This is a genomic window from Nocardioides sp. S-1144 (genome assembly GCF_005954645.2).
In the GTDB taxonomy this organism is placed as follows: Bacteria; Actinomycetota; Actinomycetes; order Propionibacteriales; family Nocardioidaceae; genus Nocardioides; species Nocardioides dongxiaopingii.
Genome location: NZ_CP040695.2, coordinates 82,554 through 103,226, shown reverse-complemented (window position 1 = coordinate 103,226; position 20,673 = coordinate 82,554). Strand labels below are relative to the sequence as shown.

Sequence of the window (20,673 nt, the reverse complement as noted above, 5' to 3'; positions counted from 1 at the left end):
CTTCTGTCCGTACCCCGCCGAAGGAACCGTGTTGCTCGACCGACCACGCACCGTCCAGCTGGGCTGGGCCGCGGGCTGCCTGCTCCTGATGGGGGTGCTCACCCTCGCCGTCGGCCAGGACTGGGCCTGGCTCGTCGACGTCGACGACCGCGGCCGCTCCGCCCGCACGTGGGCGGTCGACGACGCCGGCCTGCTGCCGTTCCTGCACGTGGTCGAGGACGTCTTCGGCACCATCGCGATGACCGGCTACACGGTCGTGCTCTGCGTGGTCATCTACTACAAGGGTCACCGTCGCGCCGCCGAGTACGCCGGCGGCGTGATGCTGGTGACGGCGCTCGCCACCAGCGGCCTGAAGTCGCTGGTCGGCCGGGTCCGACCCGACTGGCAGCACCCCGAGCACGTGCTCGACAACGGCGCCTTCCCGTCCGGCCACGCCTCGGGCATCGCGGCGTTCGGCGGCGTCGCGATCGTGCTCTCGGTGATGCTGGTGCGCAAGGCGGTCGTGCGGCGCCTCGTCCTGGTGTTCGTCGCGCTGGCCGTCGTCCTCGTCTGCGCCGACCGGCTGATGCTGGGGCGGCACTACCCCAGCGACGTCGTCGGCGGCGTCCTGCTCGGGGCGACGGTCGTGCTCCTCGGACTCGTCGTGTTCAGCCCGCTCCCGCGCAGCCACGCGCTGAAGATCGAGCCGCTGCCCGAGGCGCTGCCCTCGGCCAAGCGCCTCGCCGTCGTGCTGAACCCGATCAAGGTCGAGGACGTCGCGGCGTTCAAGAGCACGGTCACCGCCATGGCGCGGGCGGCCGGCTGGCAGGACCCCCGGTGGCACCTGACCACCCCCGAGGACTCCGGCACCGGTCAGGCCGAGCTGGCCTCGGTCCAGGGCGCCGACCTGGTGATCGTGTGCGGCGGCGACGGCACCGTGCGCGAGGTCTGCGCCGAGCTCGCCGGCACCGGCATCCCGGTCGGGATCGTGCCGGCCGGCACCGGCAACCTGCTGGCCCGCAACCTCGACATCCCGCTCTACATCCGCGCCGCGATCGACATCGCGCTCACCGGCCAGGACCGGGCGATCGACATGGTCGCCGTCCGCGGCGACGGCGGCGATCCGCACGGCGAGCCGGACGCCGAGCACCCGGGCGGCTTCGAGAGCTACTTCATGGTGATGGCCGGGATGGGCTTCGACGCCGCGATCATGGAGGGCGTCAACGAGGACATCAAGAAGAAGGTCGGCTGGCTGGCCTACGTGCTGTCGGCGCTGAAGTCGCTGATGTTCCCGCCGACCCGCGTGGAGATCTCCGTCGACGGCGGCGAGTTCACCAAGCACCGGGCCCGCACGATCGTCGTCGGCAACGTCGGCTACCTGCAGGCCGGGATGCCGCTGCTGCCCGACGCCTCCATCGACGACGGCCAGCTCGACGTGGTGCTGCTCTACCCGAGGCGCTTCCTGTCGTGGATCCCGCTCGCCGTGCGGGTGCTCGCCAAGCGCTCCCGCACCGACGACACCATCAACCGGATGACCGGGCGCACCGTGTCGATCCGCGCCGGCGCCGACACCCCCCGCCAGCTCGACGGCGACTCGATCGGGCCCGGCCGCGAGCTGCACATGGAGTGCATCCACGGCCGGCTCCTGGTGCGGGTCCCGCGCTGACGCGCTGACCGCCCCGGCCGGGCTCAGCAGGGGGTGACGCTCTGCGGCGGGTTGCCGGGGCCGAAGCAGGCCACGCCGAGGTCCGTCGGCACCAGGTCGCGGGCCAGGGACTCGGGACCGCCGCCCTCACCGGGGCCGGTCACCTCCCAGCGGTAGACCTGCCAGCGGTTGCCGGCGGGGTCGCCGAGCTGCACCCGGGTGAACAGACCGCTGCCGTCCCCGGTCGTCCAGGTGAGGAACCCGTCCGGGAAGCCCTCGGCGTACCCGAAGCCGAACGGCACGTCCTCGGGAGCCCGGGCCAGGACCAGGCCGCCCCCGTCACCGGCCACGTACAGCTCCTGGACCAGTGAGTCGCCGCCGAGCGTCTGCCCGAGGAGGTAGCCGTTGCCCACCTGCCCGAGGGCGACCCGGGTGATGGAGGTGGCCTCCCGCGGGTCGACACCCTCCAGGGGACCGCGAAGCACCGACCCGCTGCCGGAGACCACGAGCTCGCCGCCGGTGATGGTGGCCGTCTCGCCGTCGCCGAACCGGACGGTCGTGTCCGGCTCGACGTACTGGGTGGTGTCGAAGGGCAGGAGGTCGCTCAGCCGGTCCTCCGGCGCGTTGGTCGAGGAGGTGGGCCCGGGTGCCGGCGGCGTGGTGGGGTTGGCGGTGTCGCTGACCGTCGGTCGCGGCGCGGGTGACGGAGAGGTGCCGCCGTCGTCGTTCATCACCGACACGGCGACCACGGCCGCGGCCGCGACGGCCGCGGCGGCGGCGACCGCACCGCCCACCTGGACCCGGCGGCGCAGCGGGGACACGGTGGCCGGCACCCGGCCGGGACCGAGGTCGGCGGCCTGCACCTGCTCGGCGCGGGCCTCCAGGGCCTCGGCGAGACGTGACTCGAGGGTGTTCATCGGCCCTCTCCCTTCAGGATCTGCTCCAACGCGTCGAGCGCGCGGCTGGCGGTGGACTTGACGGCGCCGCGGGAGATCCCGCACGCCTCGGCGATCTCGGCCTCCGACAGGCCGGACCAGTAGCGCAGGACGAGCACCTCGCGCTGGCGCGGCGCCAGCCGGTCGACGCCGGCGAGCACCTCGCGGTGCTCCTCGGCGAGCACGGCCCGGTCGTCGGGGCCGGGTGGCTCGGCCTCGGCCGGCGGCACGTAGGCGCGCGCCGTGCGCCGGCGCCGCAGCGCGGAGCGGGAGCCGTTGACGACCGAGGTCCGCAGGTAGCCGAGCGCGGCGTCGGGGTCACGGAGGCGGTGGAGCCGGCCGGCGAGGGAGGCGAAGGCGTCCTGGACGACGTCCTCGGCGGAGGCCCGGTCGTCGACGAGCAGGATCGCCAGGCGCACGAGCGAGAGCCGGTGCGCGGCGTACAGCTGGGCCAGGTCGCCGGCGGCCAACGGCCGTCGTGACCCGGCCGCGAGGTCCGAGGTGGTGGTCATGCTGGTGAGACGTCTCATCGCCCTCCAGGTTGCTCCTCGTTGTTGACTGATCCCATGACGACCCCCGCACCCGTGCAGGCCTGGCACCGTATCGCCGCCGCGCGCGACGAGGCCTCCCTCGCCGACCTCGACGCCCTCCTCGCCGAGGAGTGCGTCTTCCGCTCCCCCGCGGTGCACACGCCGCAGGAGGGCAAGCCGGTCACCACCGCCTACCTGCTCGCCGCGATGGCGGTGCTCGGACCCACGCTGCGCTACCTCGACGAGTGGTACGCCGTCGCCGAGGACGGCGGCGGCTCGGCGGTGCTCGAGTTCGGGTGCGAGGTCGGCGGCCGGAGCGTCCACGGCGTCGACATGCTCCGGTGGGGCGCCGACGGCCGGCTGACGTCGTTCACGGTGATGATCAGGCCCGCCCAGGGCCTCGAGGCGGTCATCGCCGCGATGGGGGCCGAGCTGAGCCGCGCCTGACGCCGGGGTCCCCGCCAGGGGCGCTAGCGACCCGTCAAGGGCGGGCACCGGGGCGTCAAGGAAGCATCAAGGACGGCGTCGGAGGGGCCGGCACGGGCGTTCGATGAGGACGTGAACGACGTCCCCTACCTCCTGCTCACCCTCGCCGCCTTCGCGCTCCTGGCGCTGCTGGTGGGTGCGCTCGCCCGCTACCTCGACGATCCCGCCGACCGGGTCGACCCCGCGGACCCGGCCGACCCGACCGCCGAGACCACCCCGACCGGACCCGCCCAGGGCGGCGCGGCGTGAGCGAGATCGTCCCGACCCTGCTGCAGGTCGCGGTGCTGGTCGCGGCGCTGGCGCTCACCGTGCCGCCGCTCGGCCGCCTGCTCGCGCACGCCTACACCTCCCCGCGACACCTCGCGGTCGAGCGGGTGACCTACCGGGTGCTGCGCGTCGACCCCGACGCCGACCAGCACTGGCGCACCTACGCGATGTCCGTGCTCGGCTTCTCGCTGGTCGGCGTCCTGGTGCTGTTCGCGTTCGGCCGGCTCCAGCAGCACCTGCCGCTGTCGCTGGGGTTCGCGGCGCTGCCGCCCGACGGCGCCTGGAACACCGCCGTCTCCTTCGTCACCAACACCAACTGGCAGTGGTACTCCGGCGAGGCCGCGCTCGGCCACCTGATGCAGATGTCGGGCCTCACCGTGCAGAACTTCCTCTCCGCCGGCGTCGGGATGGCGGTCGCGGCGGCCTTCGCCCGCGGTCTCGCGCGGCGCGGCGGGGCGGGACGGGTCGGCAACTTCTGGGCCGACCTGGTGCGCACCGTCCTGCGGGTGCTGCTGCCGATCGCCCTGGTCGCCGCCGTCCTGCTCGTCGCGACGGGCGTCGTCCAGAACCTCGCCGGCCCGCACCTCGTCGACACCCTCACCGGCGGCCACCAGGCCATCACCGGCGGACCGGTCGCCAGCCAGGAGGCGATCAAGGAGCTCGGCACGAACGGCGGCGGCTTCTACAACGCCAACTCCGCGCACCCCTTCGAGAACCCGACGCCGCTGTCGAACCTGTTCGAGATCTTCCTGATCCTGCTCGTCCCGTTCGCGATGGCCTGGGCGTTCGGGCTGATCGTCGGCGACCGCCGCCAGGGCGTCGCCGTCCTCACCGTGATGGGCCTCCTGCTCGCCGTCTCGGTCGCGCTCCTCACCTGGGCCGAGATGGCCGGTCCCGGCACCGCGCCCCAGCTCGCCCAGGGCGCCCTGGAGGGCAAGGAGCAGCGGTTCGGCACGGCCGGCTCCGCGCTGTTCGCCGCGGCCACCACCGGCACGTCGACCGGCGCGGTCAACACGATGCACGACTCCCTCACCGCCCCCGGCGGCGGCGTCGCGCTGTTCAACATGATGCTCGGCGAGATCGCGCCCGGCGGCGTCGGCTCGGGGCTCTACGGCATGTTGGTGCTGGCCGTCGTCACCGTCTTCCTCTGCGGCCTCATGGTCGGCCGCACCCCGGAGTACCTCGGCAAGAAGATCGGCCAGCGCGAGATCGTGCTGGTCGCGGCGTACGTGCTGACCACACCCGTGCTCGTCCTCGTCGGCAGCGCCGTCGCGCTGACCGCGTCCGACGGCCTCGCCGGCCTCCAGGAGAGCGGTCCGCACGGGCTGACCGAGGCCGTGTACGCCGTCACGTCGGCCTCGAACAACAACGGCTCGGCCTTCGGAGGTCTCACCTCCGGCACGCCGTTCTGGAACACCCTGCTCGGGCTGTGCATGCTGCTCGGCCGGTTCCTGCCGATGGTCGTGGTGCTGGCCCTGGCCGGACGGTTCGCCACCCAGCCCCGCCTGCCCGCGGGAGCCGGCACCCTGCCGACCCACCGTCCCCTGTTCGTCGTCCTGCTCGCGGGCGTGGCGCTGGTCGTGGTCGGGCTGACCTACGTGCCGGTGCTCGCCCTCGGTCCGATCGTGGAGTCCCTGTCATGAGCACCCCCGCCAGCACCACCCCCACCGCCACCACCCCCACCGCCCGGGGCTCCAGCGTCCTGACCGTCGCGCAGCTGGCGGCGGCCCTGCCGGGCGCGCTCCGCAAGCTCGACCCGCGCGAGCTGCTCGCCACGCCGGTGATGCTCGTCGTCGAGGTCGGCGCCGTCGCGACGACCGTCATGTCGGTCCTCGACCCGAGCACCCTCGGCTGGCTGGTCACCCTGTGGCTGTGGCTCACCGTGGTCTTCGGGACCCTCGCCGAGTCGGTCGCCGAGGGCCGCGGCAAGGCCCAGGCGGCCAGCCTGCGCGAGCTGCAGACCGAGACGCCCGCCCGGCGGGTGCGCGGCGCGGCCGGCGCGCTGCCCCACACCGACACCCTCGCCGACCTGCCCACCGACCTGCCCACCGACGAGGTCCCGAGCACGTCGCTGCACGCCGGCGACGTCGTCGTGGTCGAGGCCGGCGAGCGGATCCCCGGCGACGGCGACGTCGTGGCGGGCGTCGCGTCGGTCGACGAGTCGGCGGTGACCGGGGAGTCCGCGCCCGTCATCCGCGAGTCGGGTGGCGACCGCAGCGCGGTCACCGGCGGCACGGTCGTGCTCTCCGACCGGATCGTCGTCAAGATCACCTCCGAGCCCGGCCAGTCCTTCGTCGACCGGATGATCGCGCTCGTCGAGGGCTCCGAGCGCCAGCGCACCCCGAACGAGATCGCGCTCAACGTGCTCCTCAGCTCGCTGACCGTCGTGTTCGTCGTGGTCTGCGGCTCGCTGTACTTCCTCGCCGACCACAGCGGCGCCCACCAGTCCCCACTCGTGCTCACCGCGCTCCTGGTCTGCCTGATCCCGACGACGATCGGCGCCCTGCTCTCCGCCATCGGCATCGCCGGCATGGACCGCCTCGTCCGCCGCAACGTGCTCGCGATGTCGGGGCGCGCCGTCGAGGCCGCCGGCGACGTCGACGTCCTGCTGCTCGACAAGACCGGCACGATCACCCACGGCAACCGGCAGGCGGCCGAGCTGCTGGCGGTCCCGGGCGTCACGTCCGCCGAGCTCGCCGAGGCGGCGCTGCTGTCGTCGCTGGCCGACGAGACGCCCGAGGGTCGCAGCATCGTGACCCTCGTCGGCGGCGCCGTCGCGACGCCGCCGGGTGCGACGTTCGTCCCGTTCTCCGCCGCGACCCGGATGAGCGGCCTCGACCTGCCCGGCCGGACGCTGCGCAAGGGCGCCGGATCCGCCGTCGCGCAGTGGGTCCACAGCACCGGATCACCGGCCGCGCACCCCTCGGTCGCCGCGATCGAGGCGCACGTGCAGCACGTCAGCGAGAGCGGCGGCACCCCGCTGGTGGTGGCCGAGCAGGTCGGGTCGGCACCGGCCCGGCTGCTCGGCGTGATCCACCTCAAGGACGTCGTCAAGGACGGCATCCGCGAGCGCTTCGAGGAGCTGCGCGCGATGGGCATCCGCACCGTCATGATCACCGGCGACAACGCCGTCACGGCCGCCGCGATCGCGCGGGAGGCCGGCGTCGACGACGTCCTCGCCGAGGCCACGCCCGAGGACAAGCTCGCCCTGATCCGCCGCGAGCAGCAGGGCGGCCGGATGGTCGCGATGTGCGGCGACGGCACCAACGACGCCCCGGCGCTGGCCCAGGCCGACGTTGGCGTCGCGATGAACACCGGCACCACCGCCGCCAAGGAGGCCGGCAACATGGTCGACCTCGACTCCGACCCGACCAAGCTGCTCGACGTCGTCGAGATCGGCAAGCAGCTGCTGATCACCCGCGGCGCGCTCACGACGTTCTCGGTGGCCAACGACGTCGCCAAGTACTTCGCGATCCTGCCGGCGATGTTCGTGGTCGCCTTCCCCGACCTCGACGTGCTCAACGTGATGCGGCTCAGCAGCCCGGAGTCGGCGATCGTCTCCGCGGTCGTGTTCAACGCGCTGGTGATCGTGGCGCTGATCCCGCTCGCGCTGCGCGGCGTCGCCTACCGGCCCGCGTCGGCGTCCGCGCTGCTCCAGCGCAACCTGCTCGTCTACGGCGTCGGGGGACTGGTCGCCCCGTTCCTCGGCATCAAGCTCCTCGACCTCGTCATCTCGCACATCCCCGGCCTCTAGGACACGTGATGAAGGACCTCTCCTCGCTCTTCCGCTTCAGCCTCGCCGGACTCCGGCTCCTGGTCGCGATGACCCTCGTGCTCGGCCTCGGCTACCCGCTGCTCGTCACCGGCATCGCCCGGGTCGCGGCGCCCTGGCAGGCCGACGGGTCGCTGGTGACCGTGACCGGCGCCCACACCACCGACCCGGACGAGGCGGTCGGCTCCGCCCTGCTCGGCCAGCTGGTCGACGACCCCACCCTCTTCCAGCCGCGGCCCTCGGCCGCGGGCGACGGCTACGACCCGCTGTCGTCCTACGGCTCGAACCTCGGGCCCGAGAGCCCGGAGCTGGTCGCCGCGATCACCGAGCGCCGCGCCGAGGTCGCCGCGCGCGAGGGCGTCGCCCCGGACGACGTGCCCCCGGACGCCGTCACCGCGTCCGCCTCGGGCCTCGACCCGCACATCTCCCCCGCCTACGCCGCGATCCAGGTCGCGCGGGTGGCCCGCGGGACCGGCCTGGCGCCGGACGACGTCCGCGCGCTCGTCGAGGAGCACACCGAGGGCCGGACCCTCGGGATCCTGGGCGAGCCGCGGGTCGACGTGCTCGGCCTGAACATCGCGGTGCTCGCCGCCGCGGGCGCTGCGGGATAGTGGGGGGCGTGGAGCAGCGTCGGGGTCGGCTGACGGTCTACCTCGGCGCCGCGCCGGGCGTCGGCAAGACCTGCGCGATGCTCGACGAGGCCCGCCGCCGGGTCGAGCGCGGCACCGACGTCGTGGTCGGGCTCGTGGAGACGCACGGGCGCGCGCACACCGAGGCGCGCACCGAGGGCCTCGAGGTGCTGCCGCGCCGCACCGTGGAGCACCGCGGGACGACGTTCACCGACCTCGACGTCGACGCCGTCCTGGCCCGGCGCCCGGCGGTCGTGTGCATCGACGAGCTCGCGCACACCAACGTGCCGGGCAGCGCGCGCGAGAAGCGCGCCGAGGACGTCGAGGTGATCCGGGCCGCCGGCATCGACGTGGTCACCACCGTCAACATCCAGCACCTGGAGTCCCTCAACGACCAGGTCGAGCGGATCACCGGCGTCCGGCAGCGCGAGACCGTGCCGGACGCCGTCGTGCGCAGCGCCGACCAGATCCAGCTCGTCGACATGGCGCCGGAGGCCCTGCGCCGCCGGATGGCGCACGGCAACGTCTACCGGCCCGAGAACGTCGACGCCTCGCTCACGTCGTACTTCCGGGTCGGCAACCTGACCGCGCTGCGCGAGCTGGCCCTGCTGTGGCTGGCCGACCGGGTCGACGACGCGCTCGGCGACTACCGGCGCGCGCACCGCATCGACCACCCCTGGCCGACCAAGGAGCGGGTCGTCGTCGCGGTCACCGGCGGGCCGGAGTCGGAGACCCTCATCCGGCGCGGCGCCAAGCTCGCCGAGCGCGCCGTCGGGTCCGAGCTGCTCGCCGTCCACGTGATCGCCGACGACGGCCTGCGCGACCCCGGCGAGCGCCAGGTGGCCCGCGCCCAGCAGCTCGTCGCGACGCTCGGCGGCACGTTCCACACCGTCGTCGGCGAGGACGTCGCCCGGGCGGTCGTCGACTTCGCCACCGGCGCGGACGCCACCATGCTCGTCGTCGGCGTCTCGCGGCACGGGCGGCTGCGGCGGCTCCTCACCGGCAGCTCCGGTGACCGGATCGCCTCCCTCGCCGGCGCCGTCGACGTCCACCTGGTCACCCACGCCCAGGCCGGTCGGGCCACCCGGGCGCGCGGCGCCGGGTCGTCGTTGAGCACCCGGCGGCAGCTGGCCGGGTGGGCGGCGGCGGTGGTGCTGCCGGTGGTGCTCACCTGGCTGCTGCAGCGCTTCGAGGACACCGACCAGCTGCCGCTCGCCGAGATGCTCCTGCTGGCCGGCACCGTGCTGGTCGCGCTCGTCGGCGGCCTGCTGCCGGCGCTCGCGGCCGCCGTGGTCAGCTTCTTCACGCTCAACTGGTTCTTCACCCCGCCGACCGGGGTGCTCACCGTCGCCGAGCCGGCGAACTTCGTCGCGCTGCTGGTCTACGTGGCGGTCGCCGGCGGGGTCGCGACCGTCGTCGACCGCGCCTCGCGGCGGGCCGCCGAGGCGACCCTGGCGCGCACCGAGGCCGCCACCATGGGCGCCCTGTCGCGCTCGGTGCTCACCGGCCACGACACCGCCGAGGCCGTCGTCGCGCGGCTGCGCGAGACCTTCGGCCAGGACGCCGTCTCGCTGCTCGCGCGCACGGCGTCCGGCTGGCAGGTGGTGGCGGCCAGCGGCGGCCCGTGCGCCGCGACGCCCGACGAGGGCGACACGCGGGTGCGGGTCGACGACGACCACGTCCTGGTGCTGACCGGCGACCCGCTGCGCGCCAGCGACCAGCGCGTGCTGGAGGGCTTCGCGGTGCAGACGTCGCTGGTGCTGGAGTACCGCCGGCTCCGCACCCGCGAGGACCGGGCCGCCGCGCTCGAGTCGGCCGAGGCGACGTCCACCGCCCTGCTCCGCGCCGTCTCCCACGACCTCCGGACGCCGCTGGCCACGATGCGCACCTCGGTCGACGGCCTGGTGGGCGGCGGCGAGCTCGTGGGTCCCGACGACCGCGCCGAGCTGGTGCGCTCCCTCGACGACGGCATCGACCGGCTCGAGCGGCTCATCGACCACCTGCTCGACCTGTCCCGCCTCGAGGCCGGCCTGCTGCAGCCGGTGCTGCGCGACCGGTCGCTCGACGAGGTGCTGCCGCTCGCCGTCGCCGGCCACCCGCCCGGCGCGGTCTCGCTCGAGGTCGACGAGTCGGTGCCGATGGTGCGCACCGACGTCGGGATGCTGGAGCGGGTGGTCGCCAACCTGGTCGGCAACGCCGTCCGCGCCTCGCGGTCGACCGGCGCGACGCCGGTGCGGGTGCTGGCCCACGTGCTGCCGGGGACGGTCGAGGTGCTCGTGGTCGACCGGGGCCCGGGCGTCCCGGCGGCCCAGCGGGAGCGGATGTTCGCGCCGTTCCAGCGGCTCGACGACTCCTCCGTCGGCGGGCTGGGCCTCGGCCTGGCCGTGGCGCGCGGGCTCACCGAGGCGCTCGGTGGCACGCTGGAGGCCGAGGACACGCCGGGCGGCGGCCTGACGATGGTGCTGGCGGTGCCGCGGGCCGAGCCGCCGACGGGGACGGGCTCAGGGACGGGCACGGGGGTGGGCGGGTGAGGGTGCTCGTGGTCGACGACGAGCCGGCCCTGGCCCGCGCCCTGGCGATCAACCTGCGCGCCCACGGCTGGGACGTCGTCACGGCCGCCGACGGCCGCGGTGCCCTCGACGCCGCCGCGACGACGCACCCGGACGTCGTCCTGCTCGACCTGGGCCTGCCCGACCTCGACGGCACCGAGGTGATCTCGGGCCTGCGCGGCTGGACGACGGTGCCGATCGTCGTCCTCTCGGCGCGCCAGCACGGCGAGGACAAGGTCGAGGCGCTCGACCTCGGCGCCGACGACTACGTCACCAAGCCGTTCGCGATGAACGAGCTGATGGCGCGGCTGCGCGCCGCCGTCCGCCGCGCCCAGGAGGCCGCCCCCACGGCGGCGCTGGTGCAGGTCGGCGACCTCGCCATCGACCTGGCCCGCAAGCGGGTCGCCAAGGCCGGCGCCGACGTGCGGCTGACCCCGACCGAGTGGGCCTTCCTCGAGCTGCTCGCCCGCAACGTCGGCCGGCTGGTCCCGCGCGAGCAGGTGCTCCGCGAGGTGTGGGGCCCGGCGTACCTGCACGAGACGCACTACCTGCGCGTCTACGCCGCCCAGCTGCGCCGCAAGCTCGAGGACGACCCCTCCGCCCCGCGCCACCTCCGCACCAGCGCCGGGCTGGGCTACACCCTCGAGCCCTGACCCCCGCTGACCCGTCGCTGATCAGCGACGGGTCAGCGGTGGGGGTCAGCCTCGGGCGAGGGTGATGGCCTCGTCCTCCTCGGGCGAGAGCTGCTGCTCGCAGCTCCAGCCGGTGACGCTCTTGGCGTAGGAGCGGGCCTCGCTACGGCCGTGGATCGAGCTCAGCAGGACGCCGTCGCCGTGGTCGTCGAGCAGGGCCAGGCTCCACGAGAGGTGCCCGCCGACGTCGTTGAACGCGTCGTAGCGGACGACGGCCAGGTGCCGCAGCACGTCGGCGCCCTCCGCGCGCAGGGCCGCGACCTCCTGCCGCAGGCCGTGCAGGTCCTGGGGCAGGTCGGAGCCGTCGGCACGCCGGCTGGTGCGGCGCAGCGCGACCACGGCCAGGACCAGCGCCGCGGCCGCCAGGACGACGGCGACGACCGCCAGCACCTCGAGCATGCGCCCACGGTAGGCGGGGCCACGGCCGCGGCGCGGCAGGCACACCGACCCCCCGGCCGCCAGGATTGTCAGACAATCTGCGACGTCACTAGGCTGCGGGCATGACCCTTGGAGCGGACAGCGAAGTCGGACGACTCAGGACGGTCATGCTGCACCGCCCCGGCGGCGAGCTCACCCGGCTGACACCACGCAACAACGACCGGCTCCTCTTCGACGGCATCCCCTGGGTGGCCCGCGCGCAGGAGGAGCACGACGCGTTCGCGCAGGCCCTGCGCGAGCGGGACGTCGAGGTGCTCTACCTCACCGACCTGCTCACCGAGACCCTCGCCGACGACGGGGCCCGGGCCGCCGCGATCTCCGACGCGCTCGCCGGGCTCGACCTGGGCGACACGATGCGGCGCTACCTCCAGGGCTTCCTGGGCGAGGCCACCCCGGCCGAGCTGACGACGTACCTCACCGCAGGGATCCGCAACGACGAGGTGCGCGGCGGCTTCGGCCTGGTCACCTCGCTGCTCACCCACGACGACTTCCTCATCGACCCGCTGCCCAACCTGCTCTTCACCCGCGACTCCTCGGTGTGGGTGCGCGACCACGTCGCGATCACCTCGCTCGCCATGCCGGCCCGCAAGCGCGAGACCGAGCTGACCGAGCTGATCTACACCCGCCACCCGCGCTTCGTCGGCACCCCGCGCATCCACGGCTCGCACTACGAGCACGTCGAGGGCGGCGACGTCCTCCTGCTCGCGCCCGGGGTCGTCGCCGTCGGCGTCGGCGAGCGCACCACCCCCGCCGGCGTCGAGCGGCTGGCCCGCCAGGTCTTCGACGACGACCTCGCCCACACCGTGCTGGCCGTCCCGATCGCCCAGGAGCGCGCGACCATGCACCTCGACACCATCTGCACGATGGTCGACGTCGACAAGATGGTCGTCTACGAGAACGTCGCCGACTCGCTCGTCGCCTTCACCGTCACCCCCGACGGGCAGTCCGACGACGGCGAGCTGCGGCTCTCGGTCGCCGACTCCCGCCCCTTCCTCGAGGCCGCGGCGGACGCCATGGGCATCGACGTCCTGCACCGCATCGACACCGGCCTCGACCCGGTGACCGCCGAGCGCGAGCAGTGGGACGACGGCAACAACACCCTGGCCCTCGCCCCCCGCGTCGCGGTCGCCTACGAGCGCAACGACGCCACCAACGACCGGCTCGAGCAGGCCGGCATCGAGGTCGTCCGCATCGCCGGCTCCGAGCTGGGCTCCGGCCGCGGCGGCCCGCGCTGCATGAGCTGCCCGATCGAGCGCGACCCGCTCGTCTGACCTGCCGCGCCACCCCCGGTCCGGCCCGGGTCGGGTCGGGTTGGTCCAGGGCGCGCAATTGCCGACGTTGGCTCAGTTTCTCCCGGTCGCGTCGGCCCGGAGCGCGCAATTGCCGAGGTTGGCTCGATCACTCGGGTCGGACCGGCCCACGGCGCGCAATTGCCGAGGTTGGCTCAGTTCGCGGCGCCAGACACGAGCCAACCTCGGCAATTGCGCGGCTGGGGCCACCGCAGACGGACGCCGGACCGTCCCGCAGGAGGGCGGCGTCGTGCCGTCACCTCCGGCCGACGCGGTCGTTGAGCAGGCATGGCGACGTTCTTCGACTCGTTCAGCGCGCGGGAGATCGCGCGGATCAGCGCCCACGGACGACGGGTGCGGCTGCCGGAGGGCTGGTCGCCGATCTGGGAGCGCACCCCGGCCGACAAGGCCTACATCATCCTCGACGGCTCGGTCTCGGTGCGGCGCGGTGGCACGGAGATCGCCCGCCTCGGCGCCGGCGACATCGTCGGCGAGGCCGCGATCGTCGGCCGCTCGTTGCGCACCGCGACCGTGGTCGCGCTGACGCCGCTGAGCGCGATCCACTTCACCGACACCGACATCAACGAGCTGCTCGAGGAGCTCCCCGGGTTCCGCGACAAGCTCGTCGCCCTCGCCCAGTCGCGGGTCGGCGGCGCGGCGGCCGCCGGCGGCGCGGCGGGCGCCGGTGACGGGACCGGCTAGCGGATCGTCACCTGGCGGTTCGCGAGGCCCGAGCGCGCCGAGCGCTGCTCGGCGGTGAGCGGCGAGGTGTCGGCCAGGGCGGCGTCGAGGGCCTTCTTGAACGCCGCGGCCGGCTCCTCCAGCACCTCGGCGCCGGTGCCGACGGGGAGGTCCCAGACGGGCGCGAGCAGGCCGTGCGCGCGGAACATGCCGACCAGGCGGGCGTCGGGGACGATGACGTCGTCGCCGCTCTCGTGCAGCCGGGCCAGCGCGTCGAGCAGCGCGTCCTCGGGCTCGGGCATCACCCAGCGCAGGTGCTCCTTGGTGCCGACGTCGGTCCAGTAGGCGGCCTCGACCGAGCCCAGCCGCGAGGTGGGCGTCGCGGCGTCGTTGGCCTGCTCGAGGGCGCCGGCGAGCTCGTCGCTGTCGTCGAGGTCGGAGACCCAGTAGTCGAACCCGTCGTGCACGGTGACGTCGAGCGTCTCGTCGGTGACGAGGTCCTGCAGCCGGTGGCCCGGTCCGGGCGGCGTCGTGAGGCCGACGACGCCGGGCTCGGCGGCCAGCGCGGCCTCGAGGACGGCGGCCAGGTCGCGCGAGGGGTCGCCGAACTGGTGCTGCACCTGCAGGCCGAGCCAGACCTCGCCGCTGTCGCGCGACATCGCAGGCACCGCGCCGGGCAGGAGGGTGCAGAGCCGCACGGTGCGGTCCTCGTGACCCTTGATGGTCAGGGGCGCGGTCGCCGCCGGGACGAGCTCGCGCAGCGCGATGATGTCGCACTCGCCGGGCAGGCCCTCGAAGGGGCGCGCGACGTAGACGTCGGCACCGCCGGAGGCCCCGTGGCAGGCTTTGTACCGCTTGCCGGAGCCGCACGGGCAGGGCTGGCGCGGGCCGACCGCCCCGTCGGTCTCGGCGGGTGCGTGGTCGCGGGCCTTGGTGCGGGACTTCTTCGCCATGGCGCAGAACCTACCGGGGCCGCGCGGGCCGCCGCGCACCCAGCCACCCGCACCCGCCGCGGACGTCAGCGCCCGAGCCGCTCCAGGATGTAGGCCGGCCGGTCGGTGATGACGGCCTTGACGCCGAGCTCGAGGCAGCGCTCGAGGTCGCGGTCGGTGTTGACCGTCCAGACGTGCATGTCGTGCCCGGCGGTGGTGATCCGTTCGCCGAGCCGGGGCTGCTCGCGGAGCAGCGCGATGCCCGGGCCCATGATCCACCCGGGCCCGACCACGCGGCGCAGCATCGACCAGTGCTGCGCCTTGTCGACCAGCTGGACCAGCTGGATCCCGGGTGCCGCCCGCTCCACGCGCTGCAGGGCGGTGAAGGAGAAGCTCATCACCCGCACCGGCGACCCGGGCACGTCCCACCCGAAGTCCTTGAGCATCTCCACCAGCCGGCGCTCGACGAGCCCGCCGTAGCGCGTGGGGTGCTTGGTCTCGATCGCCACCTCGACGCGCCGGTCGAGGTCGGCGACGGTCTCGAGCAGCTTGCGCAGCGTCAGCACCCGGTCGAGCGACTCGTCGCGCTCGGGCGCCTCGTCGTCGAGGTCGGCCCACGGGTTCTTCCACGTGGCGAAGTCGAGCTCGTTGAGGTCGGCGAGGTCCATCGTGGAGACCAGCCCCCGCGCCTGCGCCGTGCGCCGGAGGTCGCGGTCGTGCACGCACACCAGGTGGCCGTCGGCGGTCAGCCGGACGTCGCACTCGAGGCCGTCGGCCCCCGACTCGAGCGCCGCCAGGTAGGCCCCCAGCGTGTGCTCGGCGTTCTCGTCGCTGGCCCCGCGGTGCGCCACGACCTGCGTCGTCATGCCTCCATCGTGCCCGACCGGCGCCAGCCGGGCGGGGGCAGCGGTCGGAGTGTCGGTCGCGGTGCGGGAACGGTCACACCCGGCGCCGCCCGATCGTCGGAGGAGTGACGGACGAGGTGGAAGGGTGCAGCCGTGGACCAGACGCAGGTGTTCGAGGCCGAGCGACCGCGACTCGTGGGGATCGCGAGCCGGGTGCTCGGCGACCACGCCGAGGCCGAGGACGTCGTCCAGCAGGCCTGGCTGCGGATGGACCGGGCGGCGTCCGGCACCGTGATCGAGAACGTCCCGGCCTGGCTGACAACCGTGACCACCCGGCTCTGCCTCGACCGGCTGCGCTCGCGCACGCCGGTCCCGGTCGACGACGCCGACCTGGACGACCTCGACGGCGTGGACGGCCCCGACGACCGGCACGGGCTCGCCGGCGACCCCGCCGACGACGTCGCCCTGGCCGACACCGTCGGGCTGGCCCTGCACGTGGTCCTCGACCGGCTCTCGCCGCGCGAGCGGGTCGCGTTCGTGCTCCACGACAGCTTCGGCTTCGACTTCCCCACCATCGCGGCGGTCCTCGACACCTCCCCGGTCGCGGCCCGCAAGCTCGCCTCACGGGCGCGGGCCAAGGTGGCCCAGCCCCGGCCCGAGGACCGGCTCGCCGACTGGGAGGTCGTCGACGCCTTCATGGCCGCGGCCCGGGGCGGCGACCTCGACCGGCTGCTGCGGCTGCTCGCCCCCGACGCCAGCGTCGGCGCCGACGACGCCGCCGTCCTGGCCGGCACCCCGCGGCACGTCGCGGGCCGCGACGAGGTGGCGGCCTTCTTCGACGGCAGCGCCGCCGCGGCGTTCCCGGTCCTCGTCGGCGGGCGCCCCGGCGCCGCCTGGTTCCACCGCGGCGAGGCGAGGGTCGTCTTCGACTTCACCGTCGTCGACGGCGTCGTGCACACCATCACCTTCCGCGCCGCGCCCGACGTGCTCGCCGACGTCGTGCGCCGCGACGGAGCCACCCCCACCCACCCCACGAGGAGAGACCGATGAAGACCATGACCTGCCGCGACCTGGGCGGACCCTGCGAGCTCGCGCACCACGGCGAGAGCGCCGACGACGTCATCAACGCCCAGGACCAGCACCTCAAGGAGGCCGAGAAGGCCGGCGACGCCACCCACCAGGAGGCGCGCGACGCGATGAAGGGCCGGTGGCGGCACCCGAAGCGGTCAATGGGCTGGTACCGCGACACGAAGGCCGCCTTCGCGGCCCTCCCCGACGACTGAGCGAGCGGGGTACTAGGACCACCGGACACCTGGGAACACCGACCCGCTCGCGCCTTGACTGGGGGCACACCGCACCGCGGTGTCTTCGCACCTCGAGAGGGACCCCCATGACCAGGCTCCGCCTCGCCGCCGCCGCACTCGCGGCCGCCGCACTCCTCGCCCCCGCCACCGCCGCCCACGCCAAGGGCGGTGACGACGGTGGCGGCGACGACCGGGGCGGTGGGACGACGTCCGCCACCGCCGGCGACTACGCCGTCACCGTCAACGGCCGGACCTACGACCCCGCGCCCGGTCGGGACGTCCGGGTCAGGGACCTCGCCGTCACCGCCGGGATCACCGTCGCCGGCGTCCACACCCGGTTCACGATCGACCCGGCCACCCTCGGCGTCCACGACTACACGCTGACCGGCGCGCCCTCCCCGGAGCGGATGGTGACCCGGCCGACGGTGGTCTTCGCCTCGAAGGTGCCGGTGCTGGGCCCCGCACAGCTGCGCGCCCCGGTGCTGCGCCAGCTGGAGGTCAGGGACGGCACGCTCGTCGTGATCCTCGCGACGGCCGCCGGCAAGCTGAAGATCCAGGCCAAGGACGCGCCGCAGGGTGGCATCTTCCAGATGGAGCCGGAGTTCGCGGGCGACGTCGAGGTCGTGCACACGCTCGGCCCCGGCCTGTTCTACTTCGTCAACAGCTTCACCGGGAAGATCAACTTCGGTGACGGCGTCGACGCCGTCGCGTCCGGTCCGGACGCCCACCAGATGCTCCTCGGCAAGGACAGCCCGCAGGTCGCCACGAAGCTGTTCCAGGACGGCCGGACCACGCGGTGGTCCGTCGTCCCCGGCGGCCGGCTCGGCGGCGTCCTCGGGGAGGACGCGATCGAGCTGTCCCAGGGTGCGACCAGCTGCACCAGCCAGTGCCAGGCGCAGAACCGCGTCCGGGGCTCCCTGCCGGTGCCGCCCGACCCGACCGACCCCACGCCCCTGCCCTGAGCCCGTTCCCGCGCCCACAGGCGCCCGGGAGGCCGCGGTTCGAGCGGCCCCCGGGCGCGGCGGTTTCCCGCGGGCCCAGCGGGGGCAGACGGAGAGCCACCCGGTCAACCCGTCGCCCCAGCTCTCGAGGATCACACTGATGGACATCGACGCACTCAAGCAAGCGGCCATCGACGCCTACATGCGTTCCGAGGGCTACCAACGCCAGGGCGGCGGCTCCTACTTCGACTACGGTCTCGGCTTCAGCGCGACCGTGGGCTCCGACGGCACCGGCGTCGCGACGTACTCCACGAGCTCGGGCAGCGGGATGCCGGTCACCTCGAACGTCGACCTCGACTACCGCACCGAGTGGGGCGAGGTCCGCGACCGCGTGGACACCGCGCTCGAGCAGTGGCAGGACGACCGGCTGCCCGAGCCGAGCGCCCTCAACGGCGGCATGGTCACCGCGCAGGCGGCGGTCACGGCGCTGAACATGGGCAGCCAGAACTCCTACGGCGGGGCGCTCGGCGGCTACTACAAGACCATCTCCGACAACGCCAGCGAGTTCCGCGGCGCCGCCATGGACGCCTTCAACAACAGCTTCGTCAACCAGCTCCCCGCGGTGATCAGCAACCACGGCTGCCTGGCTGCCATCGTCACCGAGGCCTGGGCCGCGGAGAAGGAGATCTGGACGCAGGCCCGCGCCGACCGCGACACCCACGTGGAGAAGGCCACCGCGGCCCTCGACAGCTACGCCGAGAGCGAGGGCACCTCGGAGATCAAGTTCCTGCTGGGCCTCACCGGTGCGGCCCTCGCCGGCGCCAGCGCCATCGCCTCGGGCGGCGTCACCCTGCCCTTCGCCCTGGCCACGGCGGGGATCACCTCGTTGAGTGCCACCAACGACTACGTCGGCGAGCTGCGCCTCGAGCGCAGCGGGGACAGCTACCAGGACCTGATGGCCGCCTTCGAGTCCGGGCTCGACGACATCGACGAGGCCATCACCCAGCAGGAGACCCTCGTCCGGGAGGGCCTCGAGAACGGGTGGCAGACCTTCGAGGCCCACCGCGCCCTCTTCGACCTGACCCCCCGGGTCTCCGACGACGGTGACGGCGGGTGGGGCGACGAGACCAGCATCTTCGACGTCACCGACGCCGGCGCCCTCGCCGTCGTGATCCCGGGCGAGGCCGTCGTCGGCTCGCTCAGCAGCGGCATGAAGAACCTCGCCCACGGGCTCGAGGACGCCGACCCCAAGATCATCGCCGGCGCCGAGGAGGGTGGGCTGCTCTCCCCGTCGGCCCGCGAGGTCGGCCTGCGCTACAACGGCGTCGCGATCATGATGTGGATCGTCGGCGACAACACCGCCGCCTCGATCCGCGACCTGACGTGGGACGTCAGGAACAGCGAGGCGATGCTCCGGGCGATCGTCACCGACTTCACCAACGCCGACGCCGCCAGCCAGGCCGGCCTGGACGACCTCCGCGGCCAGCTGGTCGGCGGGAGCGGTGAGGACCCGTGGCGCTGATCCTGGACCGGTGACCGGCGCGCGGCTCAGGCCTGCTCGCGCAGGTAGCGCCCGAAGTGCGGCACGGTGAAGGCGATCCGGCCGCGCTCGCCGGAGTAGATGAGCCCCTTCTTGAGCAGCGCGTCGCGGGCCGGGGAGAGGGCCTGCGGCTTGCGGGCCAGCACGGCGGCGACGTCGGCGGTGGCGACCGAGCCGGCGGGGTCGTCGGGGTCGGGGGTGGCCTCGGCCATGGCGCGCAGGTAGTCGCGCTCGCCGGGGGTGGCGCGCTCGTAGCGGCTGCCGAAGAAGCCGACGCCCAGCTCGCGGTCGGCCTCGGGGGTGGCGACGTCGACGTCGGCGGCGGTGATCGGCGAGGCGGGGGCCAGGTCCCAGACCGTCTTGCCGTAGGCCTGCACGAAGTAGGGGTAGCCGCCGGTGGCGGCGTAGAGGGCCTCGAGGGCCTCGGGGGTGAACCCGGCGTCCTCCTCGGCGGCGGGGGTGGTCAGGGCGCGGTCGGCCTCGGCCCGCGAGAGCCGGTCGATGCGCTGGTAGGCGAAGAGGCGCTCGGAGTAGGACTTGCTCGCCGACAGCACGGCGGGCAGGTGCGGCAGCCCGGCACCCACGACGATGAGGGGCAGCCCCGACTGGCTGATCTCGTGGCAGGCCGCGCAGAGCGCCGAGACGTCGTCGGGGCCGAGGTCCTGCATCTCGTCGATGAAGACCGCGATGCCCCGGCCGGTCTCGCCGGCCAGCCCCCCGAGGTCGGTCAGCAGCTCGACGAGGTCGATCTCGACGTCGCCGGAGTCGGCCCGCCCGCGCACGAGCGGTGCGGTGATGCCGGGGCTCCACCGGTCACGCAGCTTCGCGTCGCCCCCGGCGGCACGCTCCGAGAAGGCCCGCAGGACGCCGAGGGCGTGCTCGACCTCCTCCTCGCGGCCGTGCCCCAGCTCGCGCACCGCCTGGTGCAGCGCCGACGACAGCGGACGTCGCAGCGGCTGGTCGGGGCGCGCCTCGAGCTTGCCGGTCCCCCACCCGCGCCGCACGGCCTGGCTGCGCAGCGTGTTGAGCAGCACCGTCTTGCCGACCCCGCGCAGCCCGGTGAGCACCAACGAGCGCTCCGGGCGGCCCCGCGACACCCGCTCCAGCACGACGTCGAAGGCGCGCAGCTGCTCGTCGCGACCGGCCAGCTCGGGCGGGCGCTGCCCGGCGCCGGGGGCGTACGGGTTCCGGATCGGGTCCACGATGCGACCGTATCGGC

General features: G+C 74.2%; 20 protein-coding genes. 14 read left to right on the top strand and 6 right to left on the bottom strand.

Features of this window, described 5'->3' with window-relative positions; all coding sequences use genetic code 11:
• Nucleotides 1–31: 31 nt before the first annotated feature.
• Nucleotides 32–1,645, top strand: coding sequence for a YegS/Rv2252/BmrU family lipid kinase (locus FE634_RS00470; RefSeq protein ID WP_262347522.1), 1,614 nt, complete (start codon nucleotides 32–34; stop codon nucleotides 1,643–1,645).
• A 23-nt stretch (nucleotides 1,646–1,668) separates the two neighbouring features.
• Here the strand turns inward: FE634_RS00470 and FE634_RS00465 are convergent, their stop codons facing one another.
• Nucleotides 1,669–2,541, bottom strand: coding sequence for a hypothetical protein (locus FE634_RS00465; protein WP_138874769.1), 873 nt, complete (start codon nucleotides 2,539–2,541; stop codon nucleotides 1,669–1,671).
• Complete coding sequence (locus tag FE634_RS00460; RefSeq protein ID WP_212721544.1) at nucleotides 2,538–3,071, bottom strand: SigE family RNA polymerase sigma factor; 534 nt, start codon at nucleotides 3,069–3,071, stop codon at nucleotides 2,538–2,540. The genes FE634_RS00465 and FE634_RS00460 overlap by 4 nt, the downstream gene beginning before the upstream one ends.
• 54 nt (nucleotides 3,072–3,125) lie before the next feature.
• Between FE634_RS00460 and FE634_RS00455 the strand changes: the two genes are divergently transcribed.
• The 7 genes from FE634_RS00455 (at nucleotide 3,126) to FE634_RS00430 (ending at nucleotide 11,445) form a co-directional block, all read left to right on the top strand.
• On the top strand, nucleotides 3,126–3,536 hold the full coding sequence (locus tag FE634_RS00455) for a nuclear transport factor 2 family protein (protein WP_148240233.1): 411 nt from the start codon (nucleotides 3,126–3,128) through the stop codon (nucleotides 3,534–3,536).
• 111 nt (nucleotides 3,537–3,647) lie between these two features.
• Entirely contained in the window at nucleotides 3,648–3,824 is a 177-nt protein-coding gene (locus FE634_RS20835; RefSeq protein ID WP_170981503.1) for a hypothetical protein, read from the top strand.
• Nucleotides 3,821–5,485, top strand: a complete 1,665-nt coding sequence (gene kdpA, locus FE634_RS00450; RefSeq protein WP_148240232.1) for a potassium-transporting ATPase subunit KdpA — start codon at nucleotides 3,821–3,823, stop codon at nucleotides 5,483–5,485. Before FE634_RS20835 ends, kdpA begins: the two co-directional genes overlap by 4 nt.
• Nucleotides 5,482–7,596: a potassium-transporting ATPase subunit KdpB gene (gene kdpB, locus FE634_RS00445; RefSeq protein WP_148240231.1), complete on the top strand. Its 2,115-nt coding sequence runs from the start codon at nucleotides 5,482–5,484 to the stop codon at nucleotides 7,594–7,596. The genes kdpA and kdpB overlap by 4 nt, the downstream gene beginning before the upstream one ends.
• 8 nt (nucleotides 7,597–7,604) lie before the next feature.
• Nucleotides 7,605–8,225, top strand: coding sequence for a potassium-transporting ATPase subunit KdpC (kdpC, locus tag FE634_RS00440; RefSeq protein WP_137293059.1), 621 nt, complete (start codon nucleotides 7,605–7,607; stop codon nucleotides 8,223–8,225).
• A gap of 8 nt (nucleotides 8,226–8,233) precedes the next feature.
• A complete protein-coding gene (locus tag FE634_RS00435; protein WP_148240230.1) occupies nucleotides 8,234–10,774 on the top strand; it encodes an ATP-binding protein in 2,541 nt (846 codons plus the stop codon).
• The gene (locus FE634_RS00430) at nucleotides 10,771–11,445 is read left to right on the top strand and encodes a response regulator (RefSeq protein ID WP_138874766.1); all 675 of its coding nucleotides are present in this window, start codon (nucleotides 10,771–10,773) and stop codon (nucleotides 11,443–11,445) included. Before FE634_RS00435 ends, FE634_RS00430 begins: the two co-directional genes overlap by 4 nt.
• Before the next feature lie 45 nt (nucleotides 11,446–11,490).
• On the opposite strand, the gene FE634_RS00425 is transcribed toward FE634_RS00430, so the two are convergent.
• Nucleotides 11,491–11,883 carry a DUF4446 family protein gene (locus FE634_RS00425; protein ID WP_138874765.1) on the bottom strand — a complete coding sequence of 131 codons (393 nt, stop codon included), beginning with the start codon at nucleotides 11,881–11,883 and terminating at the stop codon, nucleotides 11,491–11,493.
• 146 nt (nucleotides 11,884–12,029) lie between these two features.
• Here FE634_RS00425 and FE634_RS00420 point away from each other — a divergent pair, with 146 nt between their 5' ends.
• Complete coding sequence (locus FE634_RS00420) at nucleotides 12,030–13,193, top strand: arginine deiminase (RefSeq protein ID WP_262347521.1); 1,164 nt, start codon at nucleotides 12,030–12,032, stop codon at nucleotides 13,191–13,193.
• Nucleotides 13,194–13,499: 306 nt separating this feature from the next.
• A complete protein-coding gene (locus FE634_RS00415) occupies nucleotides 13,500–13,913 on the top strand; it encodes a cyclic nucleotide-binding domain-containing protein (protein ID WP_138874763.1) in 414 nt (137 codons plus the stop codon).
• On the opposite strand, the gene FE634_RS00410 is transcribed toward FE634_RS00415, so the two are convergent.
• A complete protein-coding gene (locus FE634_RS00410; protein WP_137293065.1) occupies nucleotides 13,910–14,845 on the bottom strand; it encodes a DUF5926 family protein in 936 nt (311 codons plus the stop codon). The genes FE634_RS00415 and FE634_RS00410 overlap by 4 nt on opposite strands.
• 65 nt (nucleotides 14,846–14,910) lie before the next feature.
• Entirely contained in the window at nucleotides 14,911–15,690 is a 780-nt protein-coding gene (locus FE634_RS00405; protein WP_137293066.1) for a glycerophosphodiester phosphodiesterase family protein, read from the bottom strand.
• 132 nt (nucleotides 15,691–15,822) lie between these two features.
• Between FE634_RS00405 and FE634_RS00400 the strand changes: the two genes are divergently transcribed.
• The 4 genes from FE634_RS00400 (at nucleotide 15,823) to FE634_RS00385 (ending at nucleotide 19,436) form a co-directional block, all read left to right on the top strand.
• Nucleotides 15,823–16,719, top strand: coding sequence for a sigma-70 family RNA polymerase sigma factor (locus FE634_RS00400; protein WP_138874762.1), 897 nt, complete (start codon nucleotides 15,823–15,825; stop codon nucleotides 16,717–16,719).
• A complete protein-coding gene (locus FE634_RS00395) occupies nucleotides 16,716–16,952 on the top strand; it encodes a DUF1059 domain-containing protein (protein ID WP_137293068.1) in 237 nt (78 codons plus the stop codon). The genes FE634_RS00400 and FE634_RS00395 overlap by 4 nt, the downstream gene beginning before the upstream one ends.
• A 107-nt stretch (nucleotides 16,953–17,059) precedes the next feature.
• The gene (locus FE634_RS00390; protein WP_148240229.1) at nucleotides 17,060–17,935 is read left to right on the top strand and encodes a hypothetical protein; all 876 of its coding nucleotides are present in this window, start codon (nucleotides 17,060–17,062) and stop codon (nucleotides 17,933–17,935) included.
• A gap of 139 nt (nucleotides 17,936–18,074) precedes the next feature.
• Entirely contained in the window at nucleotides 18,075–19,436 is a 1,362-nt protein-coding gene (locus FE634_RS00385) for a hypothetical protein (RefSeq protein ID WP_138874760.1), read from the top strand.
• 26 nt (nucleotides 19,437–19,462) lie between these two features.
• Here FE634_RS00385 and FE634_RS00380 read toward each other — a convergent pair whose 3' ends face one another.
• Entirely contained in the window at nucleotides 19,463–20,656 is a 1,194-nt protein-coding gene (locus FE634_RS00380) for an ATP-binding protein (RefSeq protein ID WP_138874759.1), read from the bottom strand.
• Nucleotides 20,657–20,673 lie beyond the last annotated feature (17 nt).

What these genes read in the sequence shown, in the direction of transcription:
- FE634_RS00405 (WP_137293066.1), bottom strand. Translation starts at nt 15,690, where the DNA reads ATGACGACGCAGGTCGTGGCGCACCGCGGGGCCAGCGACGAGAACGCC.
- FE634_RS00425 (WP_138874765.1), bottom strand. Translation starts at nt 11,883, where the DNA reads ATGCTCGAGGTGCTGGCGGTCGTCGCCGTCGTCCTGGCGGCCGCGGCG.
- FE634_RS00410 (WP_137293065.1), bottom strand. Translation starts at nt 14,845, where the DNA reads ATGGCGAAGAAGTCCCGCACCAAGGCCCGCGACCACGCACCCGCCGAG.
- kdpC (WP_137293059.1), top strand. Translation starts at nt 7,605, where the DNA reads ATGAAGGACCTCTCCTCGCTCTTCCGCTTCAGCCTCGCCGGACTCCGG.
- FE634_RS00460 (WP_212721544.1), bottom strand. Translation starts at nt 3,071, where the DNA reads ATGACCACCACCTCGGACCTCGCGGCCGGGTCACGACGGCCGTTGGCC.
- FE634_RS00420 (WP_262347521.1), top strand. Translation starts at nt 12,030, where the DNA reads ATGCTGCACCGCCCCGGCGGCGAGCTCACCCGGCTGACACCACGCAAC.
- FE634_RS00390 (WP_148240229.1), top strand. Translation starts at nt 17,060, where the DNA reads ATGACCAGGCTCCGCCTCGCCGCCGCCGCACTCGCGGCCGCCGCACTC.
- FE634_RS00465 (WP_138874769.1), bottom strand. Translation starts at nt 2,541, where the DNA reads ATGAACACCCTCGAGTCACGTCTCGCCGAGGCCCTGGAGGCCCGCGCC.
- FE634_RS00415 (WP_138874763.1), top strand. Translation starts at nt 13,500, where the DNA reads ATGGCGACGTTCTTCGACTCGTTCAGCGCGCGGGAGATCGCGCGGATC.
- FE634_RS00395 (WP_137293068.1), top strand. Translation starts at nt 16,716, where the DNA reads ATGAAGACCATGACCTGCCGCGACCTGGGCGGACCCTGCGAGCTCGCG.
- FE634_RS00455 (WP_148240233.1), top strand. Translation starts at nt 3,126, where the DNA reads ATGACGACCCCCGCACCCGTGCAGGCCTGGCACCGTATCGCCGCCGCG.
- kdpB (WP_148240231.1), top strand. Translation starts at nt 5,482, where the DNA reads ATGAGCACCCCCGCCAGCACCACCCCCACCGCCACCACCCCCACCGCC.
- FE634_RS00385 (WP_138874760.1), top strand. Translation starts at nt 18,075, where the DNA reads ATGGACATCGACGCACTCAAGCAAGCGGCCATCGACGCCTACATGCGT.